The organism is Shewanella sp. Arc9-LZ, from assembly GCF_010092445.1.
GTDB lineage: Bacteria > Pseudomonadota > Gammaproteobacteria > Enterobacterales > Shewanellaceae > Shewanella.
Genome location: NZ_CP048031.1, coordinates 3,830,079 through 3,846,308, shown reverse-complemented (window position 1 = coordinate 3,846,308; position 16,230 = coordinate 3,830,079). Strand labels below are relative to the sequence as shown.

Annotated in this window: 12 protein-coding genes; 4 read left to right on the top strand and 8 right to left on the bottom strand. The window is 41.2% G+C overall.

From position 1 onward, the window contains the following. The first annotated feature begins 160 nt into the window (after positions 1–160). Positions 161–1,039 carry a sterol desaturase family protein gene (locus GUY17_RS16455; RefSeq protein WP_162023767.1) on the top strand — a complete coding sequence of 293 codons (879 nt, stop codon included), beginning with the start codon at positions 161–163 and terminating at the stop codon, positions 1,037–1,039. A 30-nt stretch (positions 1,040–1,069) separates the two neighbouring features. On the opposite strand, the gene GUY17_RS16450 is transcribed toward GUY17_RS16455, so the two are convergent. The 6 genes from GUY17_RS16450 to GUY17_RS16425 form a co-directional block, all read right to left on the bottom strand. Further along, positions 1,070–1,843, bottom strand: coding sequence for a bifunctional 2-polyprenyl-6-hydroxyphenol methylase/3-demethylubiquinol 3-O-methyltransferase UbiG (locus GUY17_RS16450; protein WP_162023766.1), 774 nt, complete (start codon positions 1,841–1,843; stop codon positions 1,070–1,072). A 188-nt stretch (positions 1,844–2,031) separates the two neighbouring features. Beyond that, a complete protein-coding gene (locus tag GUY17_RS16445) occupies positions 2,032–2,973 on the bottom strand; it encodes a sugar kinase (protein ID WP_162023765.1) in 942 nt (313 codons plus the stop codon). Between the two features lie 2 nt (positions 2,974–2,975). After that, positions 2,976–4,262 (bottom strand): MFS transporter, encoded by a 1,287-nt coding sequence (locus tag GUY17_RS16440; RefSeq protein ID WP_101088732.1) that lies wholly within the window; start codon positions 4,260–4,262, stop codon positions 2,976–2,978. Then, positions 4,259–4,606 (bottom strand): cupin domain-containing protein, encoded by a 348-nt coding sequence (locus GUY17_RS16435; protein WP_162023764.1) that lies wholly within the window; start codon positions 4,604–4,606, stop codon positions 4,259–4,261. Before GUY17_RS16435 ends, GUY17_RS16440 begins: the two co-directional genes overlap by 4 nt. Before the next feature lie 31 nt (positions 4,607–4,637). Beyond that, the gene (locus tag GUY17_RS16430) at positions 4,638–6,884 is read right to left on the bottom strand and encodes a heparinase II/III family protein (protein WP_254439940.1); all 2,247 of its coding nucleotides are present in this window, start codon (positions 6,882–6,884) and stop codon (positions 4,638–4,640) included. Positions 6,885–6,916: 32 nt separating this feature from the next. Next, positions 6,917–9,208 (bottom strand): chondroitinase-B domain-containing protein, encoded by a 2,292-nt coding sequence (locus GUY17_RS16425; RefSeq protein ID WP_162023762.1) that lies wholly within the window; start codon positions 9,206–9,208, stop codon positions 6,917–6,919. A gap of 862 nt (positions 9,209–10,070) precedes the next feature. Here GUY17_RS16425 and GUY17_RS16420 point away from each other — a divergent pair. Then, complete coding sequence (locus GUY17_RS16420; RefSeq protein ID WP_011638545.1) at positions 10,071–10,811, top strand: FadR/GntR family transcriptional regulator; 741 nt, start codon at positions 10,071–10,073, stop codon at positions 10,809–10,811. Between the two features lie 966 nt (positions 10,812–11,777). On the opposite strand, the gene GUY17_RS16415 is transcribed toward GUY17_RS16420, so the two are convergent. Then, on the bottom strand, positions 11,778–12,956 hold the full coding sequence (locus GUY17_RS16415) for a methyltransferase (protein ID WP_162023761.1): 1,179 nt from the start codon (positions 12,954–12,956) through the stop codon (positions 11,778–11,780). 330 nt (positions 12,957–13,286) lie between these two features. Between GUY17_RS16415 and GUY17_RS16410 the strand changes: the two genes are divergently transcribed. After that, positions 13,287–13,697, top strand: a complete 411-nt coding sequence (locus tag GUY17_RS16410) for a hypothetical protein (RefSeq protein WP_059744764.1) — start codon at positions 13,287–13,289, stop codon at positions 13,695–13,697. A 28-nt stretch (positions 13,698–13,725) separates the two neighbouring features. Here GUY17_RS16410 and GUY17_RS16405 read toward each other — a convergent pair whose 3' ends face one another. Continuing rightward, positions 13,726–14,208, bottom strand: a complete 483-nt coding sequence (locus GUY17_RS16405) for a Tfp pilus assembly protein FimT/FimU (RefSeq protein WP_162023760.1) — start codon at positions 14,206–14,208, stop codon at positions 13,726–13,728. A 160-nt stretch (positions 14,209–14,368) separates the two neighbouring features. On the opposite strand from GUY17_RS16405, the gene GUY17_RS16400 reads away from it, so the two are divergent. Next, positions 14,369–16,189: an ABC transporter transmembrane domain-containing protein gene (locus GUY17_RS16400; protein WP_162023759.1), complete on the top strand. Its 1,821-nt coding sequence runs from the start codon at positions 14,369–14,371 to the stop codon at positions 16,187–16,189. Positions 16,190–16,230: the final 41 nt, after the last annotated feature.

Here is a 16,230-nt window from a genome sequence, read left to right as displayed (position 1 = left end):
TTTAGTCTATGGCTTATTAAAAACGGCCTATTAAAAACGGATTATTAAAGCGGTTTACTAAAATGGGTTGTGCCGGAAGAGCGATTTGATTAGGAATGCGAAGTAGCGAAGCGTTATTACAAACGTTGTTAACATAATAATAAATAGAAATGGATAACATATGGACATGGATTTACTGATAGCTCACCCAGAGTGGTTATTACTGGTGTTAGCGCCGATTTTTTTCGGCTGCATTTTACTGGAATGGTGGTTTGGTGTTCGCGCCCAGCGATTACCGAGTAATGCTCAATATCGTCCTGCCGAAGTATTGTGTAATTTTGTATTGGCAGGTATGCACCAAGTGGCGGATATTATCGCGGGCTTATTGATTGCAACGATCTACTTACACTTTTTCGGCTGGCGCTTATTTGATATTGAAATGACATTATTCACTTTTGGTTTATTGCTCATTGCGCAAGACTTTTGTTATTACTGGTTTCATCGCGCTAGCCATCGTATCCGTTGGATGTGGGCTGCACATGTGGTGCATCACAGCTCAGAAAACATGAACTTCAGCACCGCCTTTAGACAAAGCTTAATGTACCCGTTGGCAGGCATGTGGTTGTTTTGGTTACCGTTGGTGGTGATTGGCTTTGATCCTAACTGGGTGGTGTTTGCGGTGTTGCTCAACCTTGGATTGCAGTTCTTTGTTCACACCCAAGCGATTAAATCGTTAGGACCGTTAGAATTGATTTTCAATACACCGTCCCATCATCGTGTTCATCATGGGCGCAACCCACAATATATCGACAAAAATTATGCCGGTGTGCTGATTATATGGGACAAAATGTTTGGTACGTTTGAGCCTGAAAATGAAACTGTGGTGTACGGTATTACCAAACCGGTAAACAGTTTTAATCCGTTAGTGGTAACGTTTAGTGAATGGCGCGACATGTGGGGTGATGTTACCCAAGCGCAATTATCGCTAACACAACGTTTACGGATATTATTTGCACTGCCTTCAACACATCAACAGTCATCCACTAAATCCGATATTTGAGCCCACTGTAAACAGGCTTCAGGCTAGTACTTATCCCACTTTGCTTGCTTTAATAGAGTAAATAAGTGGGATGAGGTGGTCTTGATGTTTCAGCTGGTAACCTTTGCCTACCACAAACTCCAAACCTTCGACGCAGTTGTAGGGACTGTAAGGGTGCTCGTTAAACGCTTCGATACAGAGTCCTGCACTAATGAGTGCGCTAATGACTTCGCTTATCGGATGTGGCCAAGTGACTACCGTTTCAATTTGGTCATTGTGGTTTTCGGTGTAAGTGACTTCATCTTCGATATCCGGTTGTGTCTGTGGAAAGTAGCCATAACCACACAACACATCATTAAAAGGGTGGAACTCAACCAAATGAAATTCACCGCCTGGACGTAATGCTCCAGCAATGGTTTGCGCCCAGCGAGTTAAATCTGGTAACCAAGCTAACACCCCATAAGAGGTGAATACGATGTCATATTGCTCGACATTGTGGTCACCAAATTGATAGATGTCATTATTGATGAATGTTGCTGGTAAGTGTAATTGAGCAGCCAGTTTTTTTGCAGTTGCAATCGACTCGCTTGATAAATCTACGCCAGTGACATTGGCGCCAAGCCTTGCCCACGATAAGCTGTCTTGTCCAAAGTGACATTGTAGGTGCAACAGGCTTTTGTGGTGCACATCGCCGACTTGTTCAAGTTCAATGGGGTTTAATGATGACTTACCTTGGGTAAATGCCTCTAAGTCGTAAAATGTTGAATCGAGGTGGATTTGAGTTCGCTGGTTCCATGCGTGTTTATTGATGGCTAAATAGTCCATGTTCAATGTCTTCTTATTGCTTTAATGGGGTAAATTATCGAAATGATTCAATAATGTTACTTGGTTTGACGCTAAAACACGAATGGCTCAATAGGCGATGTGTTACTTTTTGCTTAACAAATAAAAAGGCTTGATAACTCAGTGTTATCAAGCCTTTTTACAAGCGACAAAAGATGACTCTTTAGCTGTTATTGCATGATTAATTTTTGACGTTCAATAAATTGATGAAACTCAATTTTAGGTGCTATGGCACCTTTATGTTGGATCACAAATCCTGCTGCTTGGGAGGCTAATTTTATCGCTGTGCTGATATCTGCGCCAGTTAAGCGTGCGCCTAAATACACCCCATTAAACGAGTCCCCCGCTGATGTGGTGTCGACAACATTCGTTACTGGTGTGATTGAAAAATGCTGTTGCTGACCATTAATTACATAATTAATGCCGTTTTCACCATTTTTTATCACCAGCTCGTTAATGTCGTAAGGCTGGCAGAACGCAATAATGTCTTCAACGGAGTTAATACCGTAAAGTTGATTAAAGTCATCAACACCTGGCAGTACGACATCGGCCACACTAAACGCAATATCAAACTGCGCCTTTGCTTGGTCTGGACTGTGCCACATTCTTGCGCGGTAGTTAGGGTCAAATACAATACTGACACCTGCTTGCTTACATTGTTTAATCAGTAACCAAAATGCGTCGCGATCTTCTTCATTAATAACCGCTAAAGAAATGCCCGAAAAAAACACCATATCTGCCTGAGATATTTTACTGATGGCTGCATCATCAATAAATTGCATGATTTGCTTGGCGGCTGAATCGTTGCGCCAGTATGTAAAGCTGCGCTCGCCTTTACTGTCGGTTTGTATTGCATACAGACCAGCAATTTTGTCGGTGCTTTGAAAGACCATATCAGTATTAATTTTTTCATCTTCAAAGCGTTGCAACATGGCCTGGCTAAAACTATCTTGGCCAATAGCTGTGACTAGGTGGGTATTAATATCACTAAAGGTGCGTTTAAGGTAAACCCCAGTGTTATAAACGTCACCAGCAAAAGATTGCTGTAAACTGGTGGCCGTTACACGCTGTAATTCGACCATACACTCACCAAATAAATACAGACTCTTCACGGTTATGCCTTCCTTTTTACCGGTTCAATTTTTCCGCCTAACCACAACGAAATTAATGCTAATGGAACTAACGCCGCACCTAAAATAAAGAATGGCGTATAGTCACCGCCTTTGGTCATCATTGGCACTAATTGGATGGTGATAATTACACTTAATACTGCCGATGTACCACTAATACCAGCTAAGGTTCCGACAGTTTTACCGGAGAAGTAATCACTTGGTAATGTTTGAACGTTGCCAATAGCTGTTTGAAAACCAAATAAGATAAGTGCTATAAGGCCCATTGCCATCCAAGGCGTTGCAGCAAGAGATGTCAGTAACAGTGCTGGCAGCATAACCATACAACCTAAGACAATTGCACTACGACGGGCTTTATTCACCGACCAGCCTCGGCTCATCAAGTGGCCACTAAACCAGCCACCAAATAATGCTCCGATGGCAGCTCCGACATAAGGTAACCAAGCAAATGCGCCAATTTGTTTAACATCAAAGCCAAATTTTTCGTTTAAATACAATGGTAGCCAAGCAACAAATAACCACCAGATAGGGTCGATAAAGAAACGTGCTGCAATCACTCCCCAAGTTTGACGGTGGCGTAATAACTGTCCCATAGTGGGCACGTATTCTTTGTCCTGTTGTTTTTCTGAAGTGCATCGTTGTCCGGTTAAGATATGTTGGCGTTCTTCTTCAGTGATCCATGGATGTGAGTCTGGTGATGATTTATAAACAATCAACCAAGGTAAAATCCAAAGAATACCCAAACTACCAATGACGATAAAGGTTGCCTGCCATCCTAAAAAGGCATACAAAAAAGCAATTAATGGTGGGGCGATAATCGAGCCTAAAGACGCACCAGCATTGAAGATGCCTTGTGCTAGAGCGCGTTCTTTAATCGGAAACCATTCAGCATTCGCTTTGGTTGCGCCAGGCCAGTTACCCGCTTCACCTAGCCCGAGCATGGCTCTAAAAATAGCAAATGAGGTAACGCTTGCTGCAACAGCATGCAGGGCGATTGAGACCGACCACACTACAATGGATAGTAAAAAACCTAAGCGTGTACCAATAGCATCAAATATCTTACCAAAAAGAGACTGACCAATTGCGTATGAGATCATGAACACGGTAATAATGTTGGCATAATCACTTTTATCTAAACCTAAATCTTCTGCAATGCCTGGCCACATAATGGCAAGGGCAGATCGGTCGATATAGTTAATGACAGTAGCGAGTGCCACTAAGCTGACAACAAGCCAACGTAGGTGCTTCAATTTAAGGGGAACTTTTTTCATGCTAAACCCTCAACAAAATCTTCTCTAGCCGGGCTAAAGGTATCAATTAAAATGCCGCCAGTTGGGCAAACTGCACCATGGTCTACATGAGGTGGCACAAAGAAACTGTCTCCAGCCGTTAGCACCTTAATCACGCCATCGACATTGACATGAAACTCACCTTCTACCACATAAGATACTTGTGAATGGCGATGAGCATGCACATAGCCTTCTGCTCCCTTATCAAACCAAATCTTTACTGCCATGAGTTCATGATTAAATCCAAGCATTTGGCGCTTTAACCCTCCGCCAATATCTTCGATTTCTGTTTGTTCCCCAAATGAAAAATGTTCACTTTGCTGCATGGTGTTTATTCCTTTTTATTTTAATTTTGTGTTACTTGAATTCTTTAATGTCTAATAATTCGGCGCGTCCGCTAAATGGGTATTGCACCCCATTGACGCTAATGACACTTTGAGTTTCTTGAGTCACAGCGATATCTGCGTGGTTGATTGCTAATAGATATTGTTGTCCATCGGTAAAGCGTATTTGCACCGCTTCTAGATCAGCTTGTTGATGATGAATCAGCTCAGCAATACTGCTGGTGGCTTCTAAGGTGTATTCTTTTGATGGGTTGTACTCGCCGTGTGGCTCCATCACGCTGACATAAGTATGATTAGTAGCATTCACTCGGTGAATGAACGACTGCTGTTGGCGTAAGTTCATATCCGGATCGTTGGCACCCAATTGGGTGAATAACATTTGCTCGTCAGTGGCGTTGTTAAAGTTAGTATTAACTAACGTGCTAAGGGTATAAAAATGGCCGTTATCATTTAACCAAGTGACTTTAGCCAGTTTATTAGCGGCTTTGTCTTTGGCTAGGTTAGCAGTTGCTAACAACCATAGATGTTGATAACCATTTTCGGTACCCAAAGCAGACAATTGAGTCAAGGATGCCTGTCTGTCAAAGTTGGTATCGATTAATTGCCCTTGATAATGCACGGGTAAGTCGTATTGATGTGGCTTGTTAGCTGTAACACGCATTATATCGATGCCAATTACCGCATCACGTTGCTTGATGTTGACTAAGGCGAGAGTGCGCTTAAATGCGACATCATCATAAGCGGTATCGATAGAAGCCGACGCGATGGTGAGGTCTTGCTTTGCTGAGTAGAAGTGTAATGTAGGGTTATTTTTGTTAGCCGCTTTAAGCTTGCCATTAAAATGACTTTTCTCGTCAACAATTAAAGTGTTATGGGCAATGGTTTGTTTAGCCCATGATTCATTTTCAGGTAAATAACGGCCACCAAATTTTGCCTCAACATTTAGAAAACGTGCAGCGCCATAATCGGATACGATTTCATTACCAGCATCGTAAAACTGCCAGGTTAACTTATCAAAATGGCCATGACCTAAACCTTGCGCAGTCGCTTTAAATACAATGGCTTGGTCGGTTGCTTTACCTTGACGCATAACCACTAATGCACCGTCATCACCTTGTTGGCCATCACGGAATAATGTCGAAACGAATGGAAAGGGCTGTTGTAGTTTATTGTCTAACCCTTGTGCAACTTTAAGCCCATCACCCGTTAATAAAATATTGTGTTGTTGCTGTGCAATATCTAATAAACGTGGATCGCCGTTGAGACCATAAGCAATGGCGACGCCGTTGACGAGTTCAATAGTGTCGATGCCTTTGCTTTTAATCGCATCGTTAAGGGGAAAAAACAGCTGGTTATAACTGAGTTCAACTGTGCTGGTAATGGCTTTAAGTAAAATACCGTCACGGTATTGAAAAATCTTACGCTGCGGTTCGTTTTGCTCAATAGCTTTAGCAAACGTCACAAATGGCATTAATGCATAACGTTGATAATATGGCCCTTCATTGTAATAACCGTCTGGTGAAAACAATTCGTCCAACTGACGCATAAAACCGCCTTTTTTGGCGAGATTTAAGTCGTATAAAGCACGTTCAACCCAAAGTGGCTTATCGAGTACATATCCGCTCATGCCAACCGCAGCAGTGGCCCAAGTGCCGTGGTTATGAACTTTATTAAAGGTGTGCGGCGATTGTTCTGACAAAAAGAGTGCAGCGGGTATTATTGCACCCGTTTCGATGGTATTACGTTCTGCAGGTGTTAACGCATCATAGATAAAGTCGTACGCCTGAATGGTGTGTACCAACCAAACTGCTTCATTGAGTCCTTGCCAGAAAAGTTTACCTTCATTGTTACTTTTACGCATAGGGTGCAAAGGTAGCGTTGGGTAAAGTGTGGCATATTGCAACAGCATGTCTTTAACGTATTCGGCATATTTTTTATCGCCAGTCAGCTGATAAATAATGCCAGTGTCATACATTTGTTGGTAATTACTTTTATGTTTTTCGTGGGTATAACCACCACCTGCATCTTTGGGTACTGGCACTTCAATTGGCTGAGCCAGTCCCTTGTCCACATTACTCTGCGTGGTATTGAATGCATTTTGAAATGACCCAGGTTGAGTGATGGCCTGTTTCATGGCTGCCACATCTTGCTGGTTTATGACTAAGTTTGGATGTTGCGCAGCCATTACGGGTAATGAAATAGCGCACGTCATTGACGCCAATAGTGCTATTTTTCCTGCCTGCTTAATGACACGCGTCATCGGGCTTACGCCGGCCGCTATATTGAAGTTTTTCATAGTTTTTGCACTTTATTATTGTTGATATCTGCAGTGTGTTTACCTATTGCAACTAACTCCGTTACTTGTGGGCTAGGTGTATCAGTAAACTGATTATGCGTAATGCGGGTTTGTGGTTCACCGACGGTGTGTTCAACAATAATAGCGGCACTGTCGTTAAATTTATTGTGCTCTATTTGGCTCATTTGAACCCCGTGAAATTTCAGTGACGCACCTGTTTTATTGCGCTTACCTTGACCGACTTTAGTGAACACATTGTTGGTTACCGATACATGGGGACCAAAGGTACTCTCATCCGTACCACCGCGGTATACCGAGGCAATAGCACCCTCAACATCGTCAAACTGGTTATTGTCCAATATGAGGTATTCGGTGTTATAAATTCCTAGGTCGTCGGTTTCTTTGTCGAGGCGAAATAAATCCCCGCTAATATGGCGGAACTGGCTATTGCTGACATTAATACTATCTGCAAAGGCGCGACTGCCCGAATCGAAAAAGTGAAATGAATGATTCACATTGAGTTGCTCAACAATGCTGTTTGTCATTTCAAAACGATAATTCGTTAACATGCCCCATTTGCGGGTTCTTACCACGCTATTACCGGCAGCGTCAGGGCTATTTAAACCAGTAATGACCAGACCATCGAGTTGCAAACTACCATTGTCTTGAATTTCAAATAGACTAGGGCGTTCAAAGCTGATTATTGCTTGGTGAGCATTAGCGGCTTTAAAGCTTAACGTTTTGTTGATCGCCAGTATTCTGCTGATGTTATATTTGCCATCACTGAGTAATAAAATATCGCCTGGTTGAGCTCGTTCAACTGCGCTTGCTAATTCATCGTCACTGGCGCTAACCTTGATGGTGTTGCCAGATTGAAATGCGACAGTAGGCTCTGCTTTTGGATACCAAAGTGTGCCGGTATCTTGCTTTAATGTAGGGGTCAGTTTTTTACTGGCACCGTATGCTGCAAAATTTTCATCACTTGGGTATAACAAGCCATTTGCAGCACGTTCCATGGTGATATCTTTTGAACGAATACCTTTAGCCATTAATGGGCTTAACGTTTTTGTCGCAAAATTACTGAGGTTATCGTTAAAGCTAAGTCCGCTAATATCATCGTGTAAAGTAAATGGTGCGGTTGGGCTAATAAATAGATTGTGGTTTAACTTACTGTCTAGTGGTACCGCTGAACGTTCGCTGTCACTGCCCGCGGCCAGCTCAATATGGTCAATATTAATAAAGCTATTGTGGTTAATATTGGCGTTGACCACTTGATGGTAGCGATTAATTGATGAGTTCGGCACGCCATTCATAATAGTAAAACCACTGCCAAATCGATTACCGGTTAAGCCTTCTAGGTAGTTGTTGGCGATAGTTTGATCGCGGTTAATCACGCGGATCCCGCCGGTATGTTCAACGCCATTACCCAAAAACACATTGCTATCGATAATATTACCGTTACCGTGCCTTAAGGTTAATGTGCCTCTTGATTCATAAAAGACGTTATTTTGAATACGGTTTTTACCCGACTTGACCGAAATAATTTCGACTTCACCATCGCAGCGATCAAAATAATTATTTTCAACCACGGTAAAGGAATCTGTTAGTGAGTAATGGCTGGTGCCAATTCTGAGAGTTTCACCACCATTAGAGCCTAAGATTGGGCGAGGACCAAAATAGTTATGATCAATTCGGTGATGATTTTGCTGACTGCTTTTACTGTCTAAACGCACAGCAACAGTTACGCCTACATTGCGTTTACCAACAAAGTGATTGTGATCAAGTCGGTTATTTTGTCCATATAAGCTGACCCAATAATCAGACTCTTGACGATCTAGATTGCTGTAGTTATCGATAACCACTTCGGTTACTCGTGAATGATTGGCTAACTGATTTTTATTCTTACGAAATGCAATAACTTCATTACTTGGCGTAAAGCCATTTTTAAATACTAGCCCCGACACCTGTAAATACTCACCAGCCAGTTTAAGGTTCGATTGGCCAGATAGGATTACTTTACCTTTAGTTTCGGCTGTTAATTCAATAGGGGCATTGGCGGTGCCTGTCGCCATAAACAACACTTCAAAATCTTGCCATGTACCATTTTTTAAAATGATTTTATCGCCAGGTTCAACGAGCTTTAGTGCTTGTTTGTACTCAGTTTGGGTAGTCACGAAGCGATCTTTTGCCTGCACGTAGATTGATGGGATGCAAAGCATTAATAAGACTAACAACTGCGTGAATAACCAATGCCCTGACGATGACGTATTGTTATTTGAATGATTCATCTAGTCTCTCGTTTAATACTGTTTAAATGATATCCCCATGGCTACATTAAGTAGTTATCAAGGGGGAAGGCTCAAAAAATTACTTTTTCACCTTAGAGTTTCGTTAGCGCCATAGCATGAATAATCAGCAACTGTGGTGTTATTTCCACGGGGAATTATTTGGGGTTCACCCAACCTGTTCAGGGCTTTGAAACAACGTGACAAGTAATCTGTCACTGTAACGTTAGCCAACAAATTGAGGTCGTCCATTGTCATGCTCATAGTGATTAGAGCTGTCTGGAAATGGTAGGCTGTTTGGCTGGTCTAACTCTCACGGAATTATTAATTAAGCGTAACCGTAAGTAAGCGTAACCGTAAGTAAGCGTAACCTAGTCCAATTACCTAGCATTTAAGAGACTGTGACGTGCTGTTTTTGTATTGACTCGTTTGTCACTATTGCACGTTCATGATTGGTGAATAGAGATATTAGTGCCGCGTCGTAAATTACTGATCTTGATTGCGACTTTAATCCTGTTAATCTCAAAGTATTGCTTGTTTTGGTAAATTTCACGTTAACCTCCCCAGATTAGTTGATTTCCTTTTCTTTACGAACACACAAAATTTAAATTATTCTGTTAAATGATCATTTGTGCTTGAATAGAAACTAACCAATCATTAAGATTATGTCAATAAATTGTTTTACCAATTACTAAGATTTTACATTTTTAGTCTATTACCAATATTTTTAAAGGTATGACAATGTGCTATTCTTTCTATATTGAGATTAACATAACATGTAATTTAGTTGTTTGCTGCTAAGGTATTAACCGATAATATGTCAGCATTAACCTGTAAATTGGTTTTACTTTTCGAAGGAAGGTATATGAAAAACCGTCGTTTATTTTGGCGAATAGTCGATACGATTGAAGCCGCTATCGCCAGTGGCGAGTATCCGGTAGGCAGTCGTTTACCCCCAGAGCGTGAGCTTGCTGAAAAGTTTGAAGTAAGCCGGCCAACTATTCGTGAAGCTATTATTGCATTAGAAGTGCGTGAAAAAGTGGAAGTGAAAACGGGTTCTGGCGTATACGTGGTTGACCATCAGCAAAAACCGGTAGCAGTTAATAATGTTAACGCATTTGAATTAACCCAAGCACGTGCTTTAGTTGAAGGTGAAATAGCTGCTTTAGCAGCAAAAACCATTACTGCAGAAGAGCTTGAAAAACTCCATGAAACATTAGTAATGATGAAAGATATGCAAAATGTCGAAGAAGCAGACGAACTGTTTCATCAGATCATCGCATATTCTACTCGTAACGGCGCGTTGATAAATTTGTTTGAAAACATGTGGGCACTGCGTTCATCAAGTAATGAAATCATTGAAGATTATAATATTGTTTGTAGCACAGACAATAATAAAACCTTAGCAGAACATACCGCAATTTATCAGGCATTATCACTGCACGATGCCGCCGAGGCTCGTTTAGCAATGCATAAGCATTTTAATCGCTTAATCAATGTGTTGTTTGATAAATTAGAACAGCAGGCATTAGAAGAAGTTCGTCGGAAAAATAGCGCTAATCGCGACTTATATTCAATTGAGAGTTTAGTAAAAACAAAAGGTTAATTGCTTTTAAAGCGGATTAGCTTATTGCGATAAAATTAACGCGCTCACGCTTAAGTGTTAGCGCGTTTTTTATGAGAGATATTATGAGGGATGTTGACCATAATATCGGTAAAGATGACTTCATGATTTCAACTGCCAGCTTGAGATAACAAGCAATTTAGTTAACGCCATCAATAATCCTATCCCCAATGCAATGATGTGTCGTATTTTCAGCGGCTACTTTAGCTATTTGTTACATGATTTTTTTGCGCTATTGAAGTTGTAATATTCCACATAAATAGCGACCAATTAAGCAACTTGGTTAGTCAGTTGATGTTCTTTATGGTCAACTTACTCAGAAAATAAGCTGTTAAATTGGTCTTTAAAAATATAAGAAATATCATAATTAGCTTCAATATTATTACAGGAGTTTATTCTCATTAGTTAGTGTAGCGGCTGTTCTATCTAGATAAATATGATTGAATTGTGTTGTTACCACTACCCATACTCATTTTGGTAATGTCATTATAGGATTTAGTTTATTTGTGCGCTAACCAATTATACCGACTTGGTAATACCGATAGTGAGTTATTAAGCGAGGGAAGGTATTGGTCATAAGGTCAGTGCTTATTAATCATTCTGTTCACTTATCATTGCGGCTATTGATGCCTCGTTATTGCGAACGAGTGATCAACACAATCGGACATATAGTTATTTATTCAAGGGATATGAACATCACAAATCGATTTGCTGTTAGTTACAACAAAAAGAGATTTGTATCGCCGTTTACACTAATGAATGTTCAATGGTTATTTATGCGCGTTAATGTGAGTGTACTAGATAAACAAGGTGTAGTGAGTTGAATTACATACGAGTGAAAGGCTGCACATAAATTGTGTCGGCCCTCGCTCGTTACTATCAATATTGGTTTGGTTTTATATGCAGGGCCATGTAGGGGAACATGACCTTAGTACCTCATTCAGGACATTATTTTATTGCTTGTAAAATAACAAACTTACCATTAGAGGCAACCGTGGTGCAGTTTTTAAAAATGCGATTTATTTTAACGTGGTAGGCTAAATGTCGATTACCAACGATATGTAATAAACCGCCTTTTTTTAGGCGCTTATGTGCATCAACAAACATTTGCCAAGCGATATGGTCAGTAATGGCTTCACCTTGATGAAACGGAGGGTTACATATCACTAAATCTGGTTCAACATCCGCGGGTAAATTACTCAGGCAATCGTCCCAATGGAAAAAAGCTTGTGGCATTTGTTCAGTTTGAGGATCTTGGGATTGAAGATCTTGAGATGGAGTGTCTAACTCGTTCGCTTGCCAATTATGCTTTGCCGAGGCAATAGCCATATCAGAATCATCCACAAAGTGGATTTGCGCATTGGGATAACATTGCTTTGCGTGCAATCCTAAAATACCGTTACCACAGCCTAAGTCTATAATGTGTTTGAATTCACCTTTGGGCATGTTGTCGAGCATAATCCTTGCGCCAATATCGAGCTTATTGGCCGCAAATACATTAGCAAGGTTACTTATAGTGAGTTTGAGCTCATCGACATTCCAACTCACCGCTTTCGCTAATGAGCGTTTTTTACCATCGCTAATACAGTTAATTACCCGTGTTTTTTTCCACGCTAAACTGGCAGATGCGGGACCTAGATTTTTTTCAATACTGGCCAATAATGCTGGATTGATAGACTTGGCTTTAGCACCAATCAGAATTTGGGTTCCTGCTGGAAGCACCGTTGATAAACGCGCAAGTTGCTGGCCAAAATAGTGTAGGTTTTTCGGCAACTTCATCAGCACTAATTGAATATTTTGTGGCAGCGTTTCGCGGCTATTTAGCCAATGTATGTTGCTTGATGCGAGTTTGTTGTGTAATAAATTTTGCTGATAACCTAACAAGCTGGTTTTAGCATCCGTTTCGACAAGCAATTCACTGTGTGGATATTGCATGGTTAATGCACATGTGAGAGCCCCAAAGTTGTCATTTAGAATGGCGGTAGTGGTTGCTGTTATTTCGGTGTCGATTAAGTACTTTACTAGGTGTTCATCAGCGGCATCCCATGCTTGTAAGTTTGATGCTTGTTGGCTTGGATAACGAAAAAGCTCAAGCTCTATACCTGAACAAGCAAATTGGGTTGTCATGACGGTGTTACCTAATAAAAAGAATATCGATAAAATAGCCCGATATTATCTCAGATAACACTTACTAGCGCGAGGCTTAGGCTTAAACAAGTTGATAGGGGTAATTTTGTGGAGTGTAGCTAGTTAACTGATTATCAAAGCTTCCTTGTTTAACTCGTTTAAGCGACATGTTGAATTTAGGATACAGAACAAGGTGATATTGATTTTTTAACTTTGAAACTAAAACCTAACGTCACGAAAATGGCTATGCTGCAGAGATGATTGCTATTAATTGCACGCTTCAGTAACATCAATATATTGACTTAAAATAATGGTTTTCAAGGGATATTGATGAAAGGTGCTGGTGGAACGTCAGGTGGAATGGGTCAGTTCTTTATTGGGCTAGTGATGATGTGCGGTGGCTTTTATATGCTATTAAATGCCATTAAAGTGACAAGCTCATTTGGCTTTAGCAGCCATTTATATCAGCTGGGCGGCTTTGGGCTTACCAGTGGAATGGTGATGATACCCTTTATGTTTGGTGTGGGACTGATGTTTTATAATGGCAGAAACATACTTGGATGGTTACTGACATTTGGCTCGTTAGTAGCACTGATTTTTGGCGTAATAAGCTCGATTAATTTTCGATTTTCTTACATGAGTGCATTTGATTTAATCGTTATATTGGTACTTTGTGTGGGGGGTATAGGGTTGTTTTTACGATCGCTGAAATCGATTGAAAAACGTTACCCTGAGTCTTAATGTTATGTTTTTTAAAACCTATTTGTGCCTAACATCCGCTTGTTTGAACATCTATAACAGGGCGTACGGTGGCTGATGTTACTTGCCTGTAACGTAAATAACATGCAGCAACGCCCGCATCCTCTTTAATGACTCCATGCCAATATACCCATGCAGTTATAGGCAAAGTACTTTTGCGTTGTTGCCAATCACCTTCGGGAATATTCATTAGCATTGTAATACCTGCGGCTGTTCCGTCGGGATAGCCATAAGCTAAGTTAACATTGACCCCATCAATATTAAGCGTCGTAGTCGCAAGTCTTTCTACTCCAGCCATAGCGGCTTTTGAATAGGCTAAGGTCGCAGCTGATTGCATTGCAGTTTCCATCCCTCCCATGGTAGATACAATTGCATCTTTGCGTAAGCTAATGAATTTACTGCTCGCGACAACGGCCAATAAGGCCAAAATAATAATCACAACAACCAACTCTATTAATGTAAAGCCGTGCGATGGTCTTATATTATTTGTCATGCTATTTTTCATTTTATTACTCATGCTGTTTTCATGTTATTTTTTATTTGATACTAGCATCATTTGTTCGGCGGTCGTAAACCTGCTGTGTCGACGTCTTATTGTTAAGGCATCTACAATGTGGTGTTTTGTTGGTACTATCAGGACATCTTAGTTATATATGCTGGTTAATACTGTGACGAATCCAACGACGACTTCAACAGAGTCTATATCTTCTGCTAAACCTCCTTTAAAACATTCTGTTCTACCTTGGATTTTACAATTTCTGTCTCCTTATCGTACGAAGGTAGTGGCGGCGATTGTATTTCTATTTATTGGATCGCTTGCATGGTTATCGCTTGGCCAAGGTGTTCGGTTAATGGTCGATGAAGGATTTATTGCCGATAATGCAGGGCGATTGAATGAGATCATGTTGTTTATTATTGCTATTACAGCAATCAGTGGAACTGCGGTTTTCTGTCGTTTTTATCTGATGACTTGGCTTGGTGAGCGGGTTAGTGCTGATATTCGGTTACAGGTTTACAATCATTTATTGTCATTATCGCCAGCTTTTTTTGCGACTCAGCGAACCGGTGAGGTTATTTCACGTTTTACGGCAGACAGTACTTTGTTACAAAGCGTTGTCGGCTCAAGCTTATCTATGGCGTTGCGTTCAAGTGTGACTGTGATTGGTGGCATCGTTATGATGGCGTTTACCAGTGTTAAGTTGACAGCATTAGTGTTGTTAGCCGTTCCTTTGGTATTAGGCCCGGTGATCTTTTTTGGCCGAAAAATCAGAACCTTGTCGCGTAAAAGTCAAGATAGGGTAGGCGATCTTGGTGCTTATATTGATGAAACCTTACATGAAATTCATACCGTGCAAGCGTATACCCACGAGGCTAAAGACCGCCAGCTATTTGCTGACAGAGTCGAGGCGGTAATGGATGTGGCTAAAGGCCGTATTATGTATCGTGCGCTGCTTATTTCAACGGTGATGTTTTTAAGCATAGCTGCAATTGCTTTTGTTACATGGATTGGGGCGCAAGATGTGATGTTTGGCAGTATCACCGGTGGTGAGCTGTCTGCATTTATGTTTTATGCCGTGATGGTTGCAGGTGCTGTAGCGACCATCAGTGAAGTGTTTAGCGAAATACAACGCGCCTCTGGTGCGGCTGAACGTTTAGTTGAATTAGTCAAAACGCCCGTTGATATACCTCAGCAAGTTGTACCAAATAAGTTATTGTTGCCTGTTAATGGCTTGCTCAGTTTTGATAATGTGTGCTTTGCTTATCCATCTGATCTGGGTCAAGACGTGATCCGCCAATTGTCGATGGACATTGCACCGGGAGAGCGAGTCGCGTTAGTGGGCCCAAGCGGTGCAGGCAAAAGCACCTTATTTGAACTGATGATGCGTTTTTACCAGCCTAAACAGGGGCGGATATTATTAGATGGTATTGATATTTCGACGCTGTCGTTGGCAGATTTACGCCAACAGTATGCTCTTGTGCCGCAAGAGTCGGTGATTTTTGCCATGAACGTACTCGATAATGTGCGTTATGGTCGCTTAGATGCCAGCGATGAAGAGGTGAAGCAGGCTTGTATTGCGGCTAAAGCGGATGAGTTTATTCGCGAATTTACTGATGGTTATTCGACTTACTTAGGTGAACGTGGTGTGCGTTTGTCGGGTGGGCAAAAGCAACGTATTGCAATCGCAAGAGCGATTCTTGCTGACAGACCAATATTACTACTTGATGAAGCGACGAGTGCGTTAGATGCGATAAGCGAAATCAAAGTAAAACAGGCCCTCGATTCACTTATGGCCAAACGTACCACTGTGATTATTGCCCATCGTTTAGCTACCGTGATCAATGCAGACCGGATTTTCGTGATAGATAAAGGACAACTTATTGCCAGTGGTACTCACAACGAATTAATGGCAAGTAATGAGCTATATCGCGAATTTGCCAGTTTACAGTTATTGATGGATAACGAGCCGTCATAATGGTTACTGCTTGGTGCAGTGAGCGTGTCGTTGAGAAATAA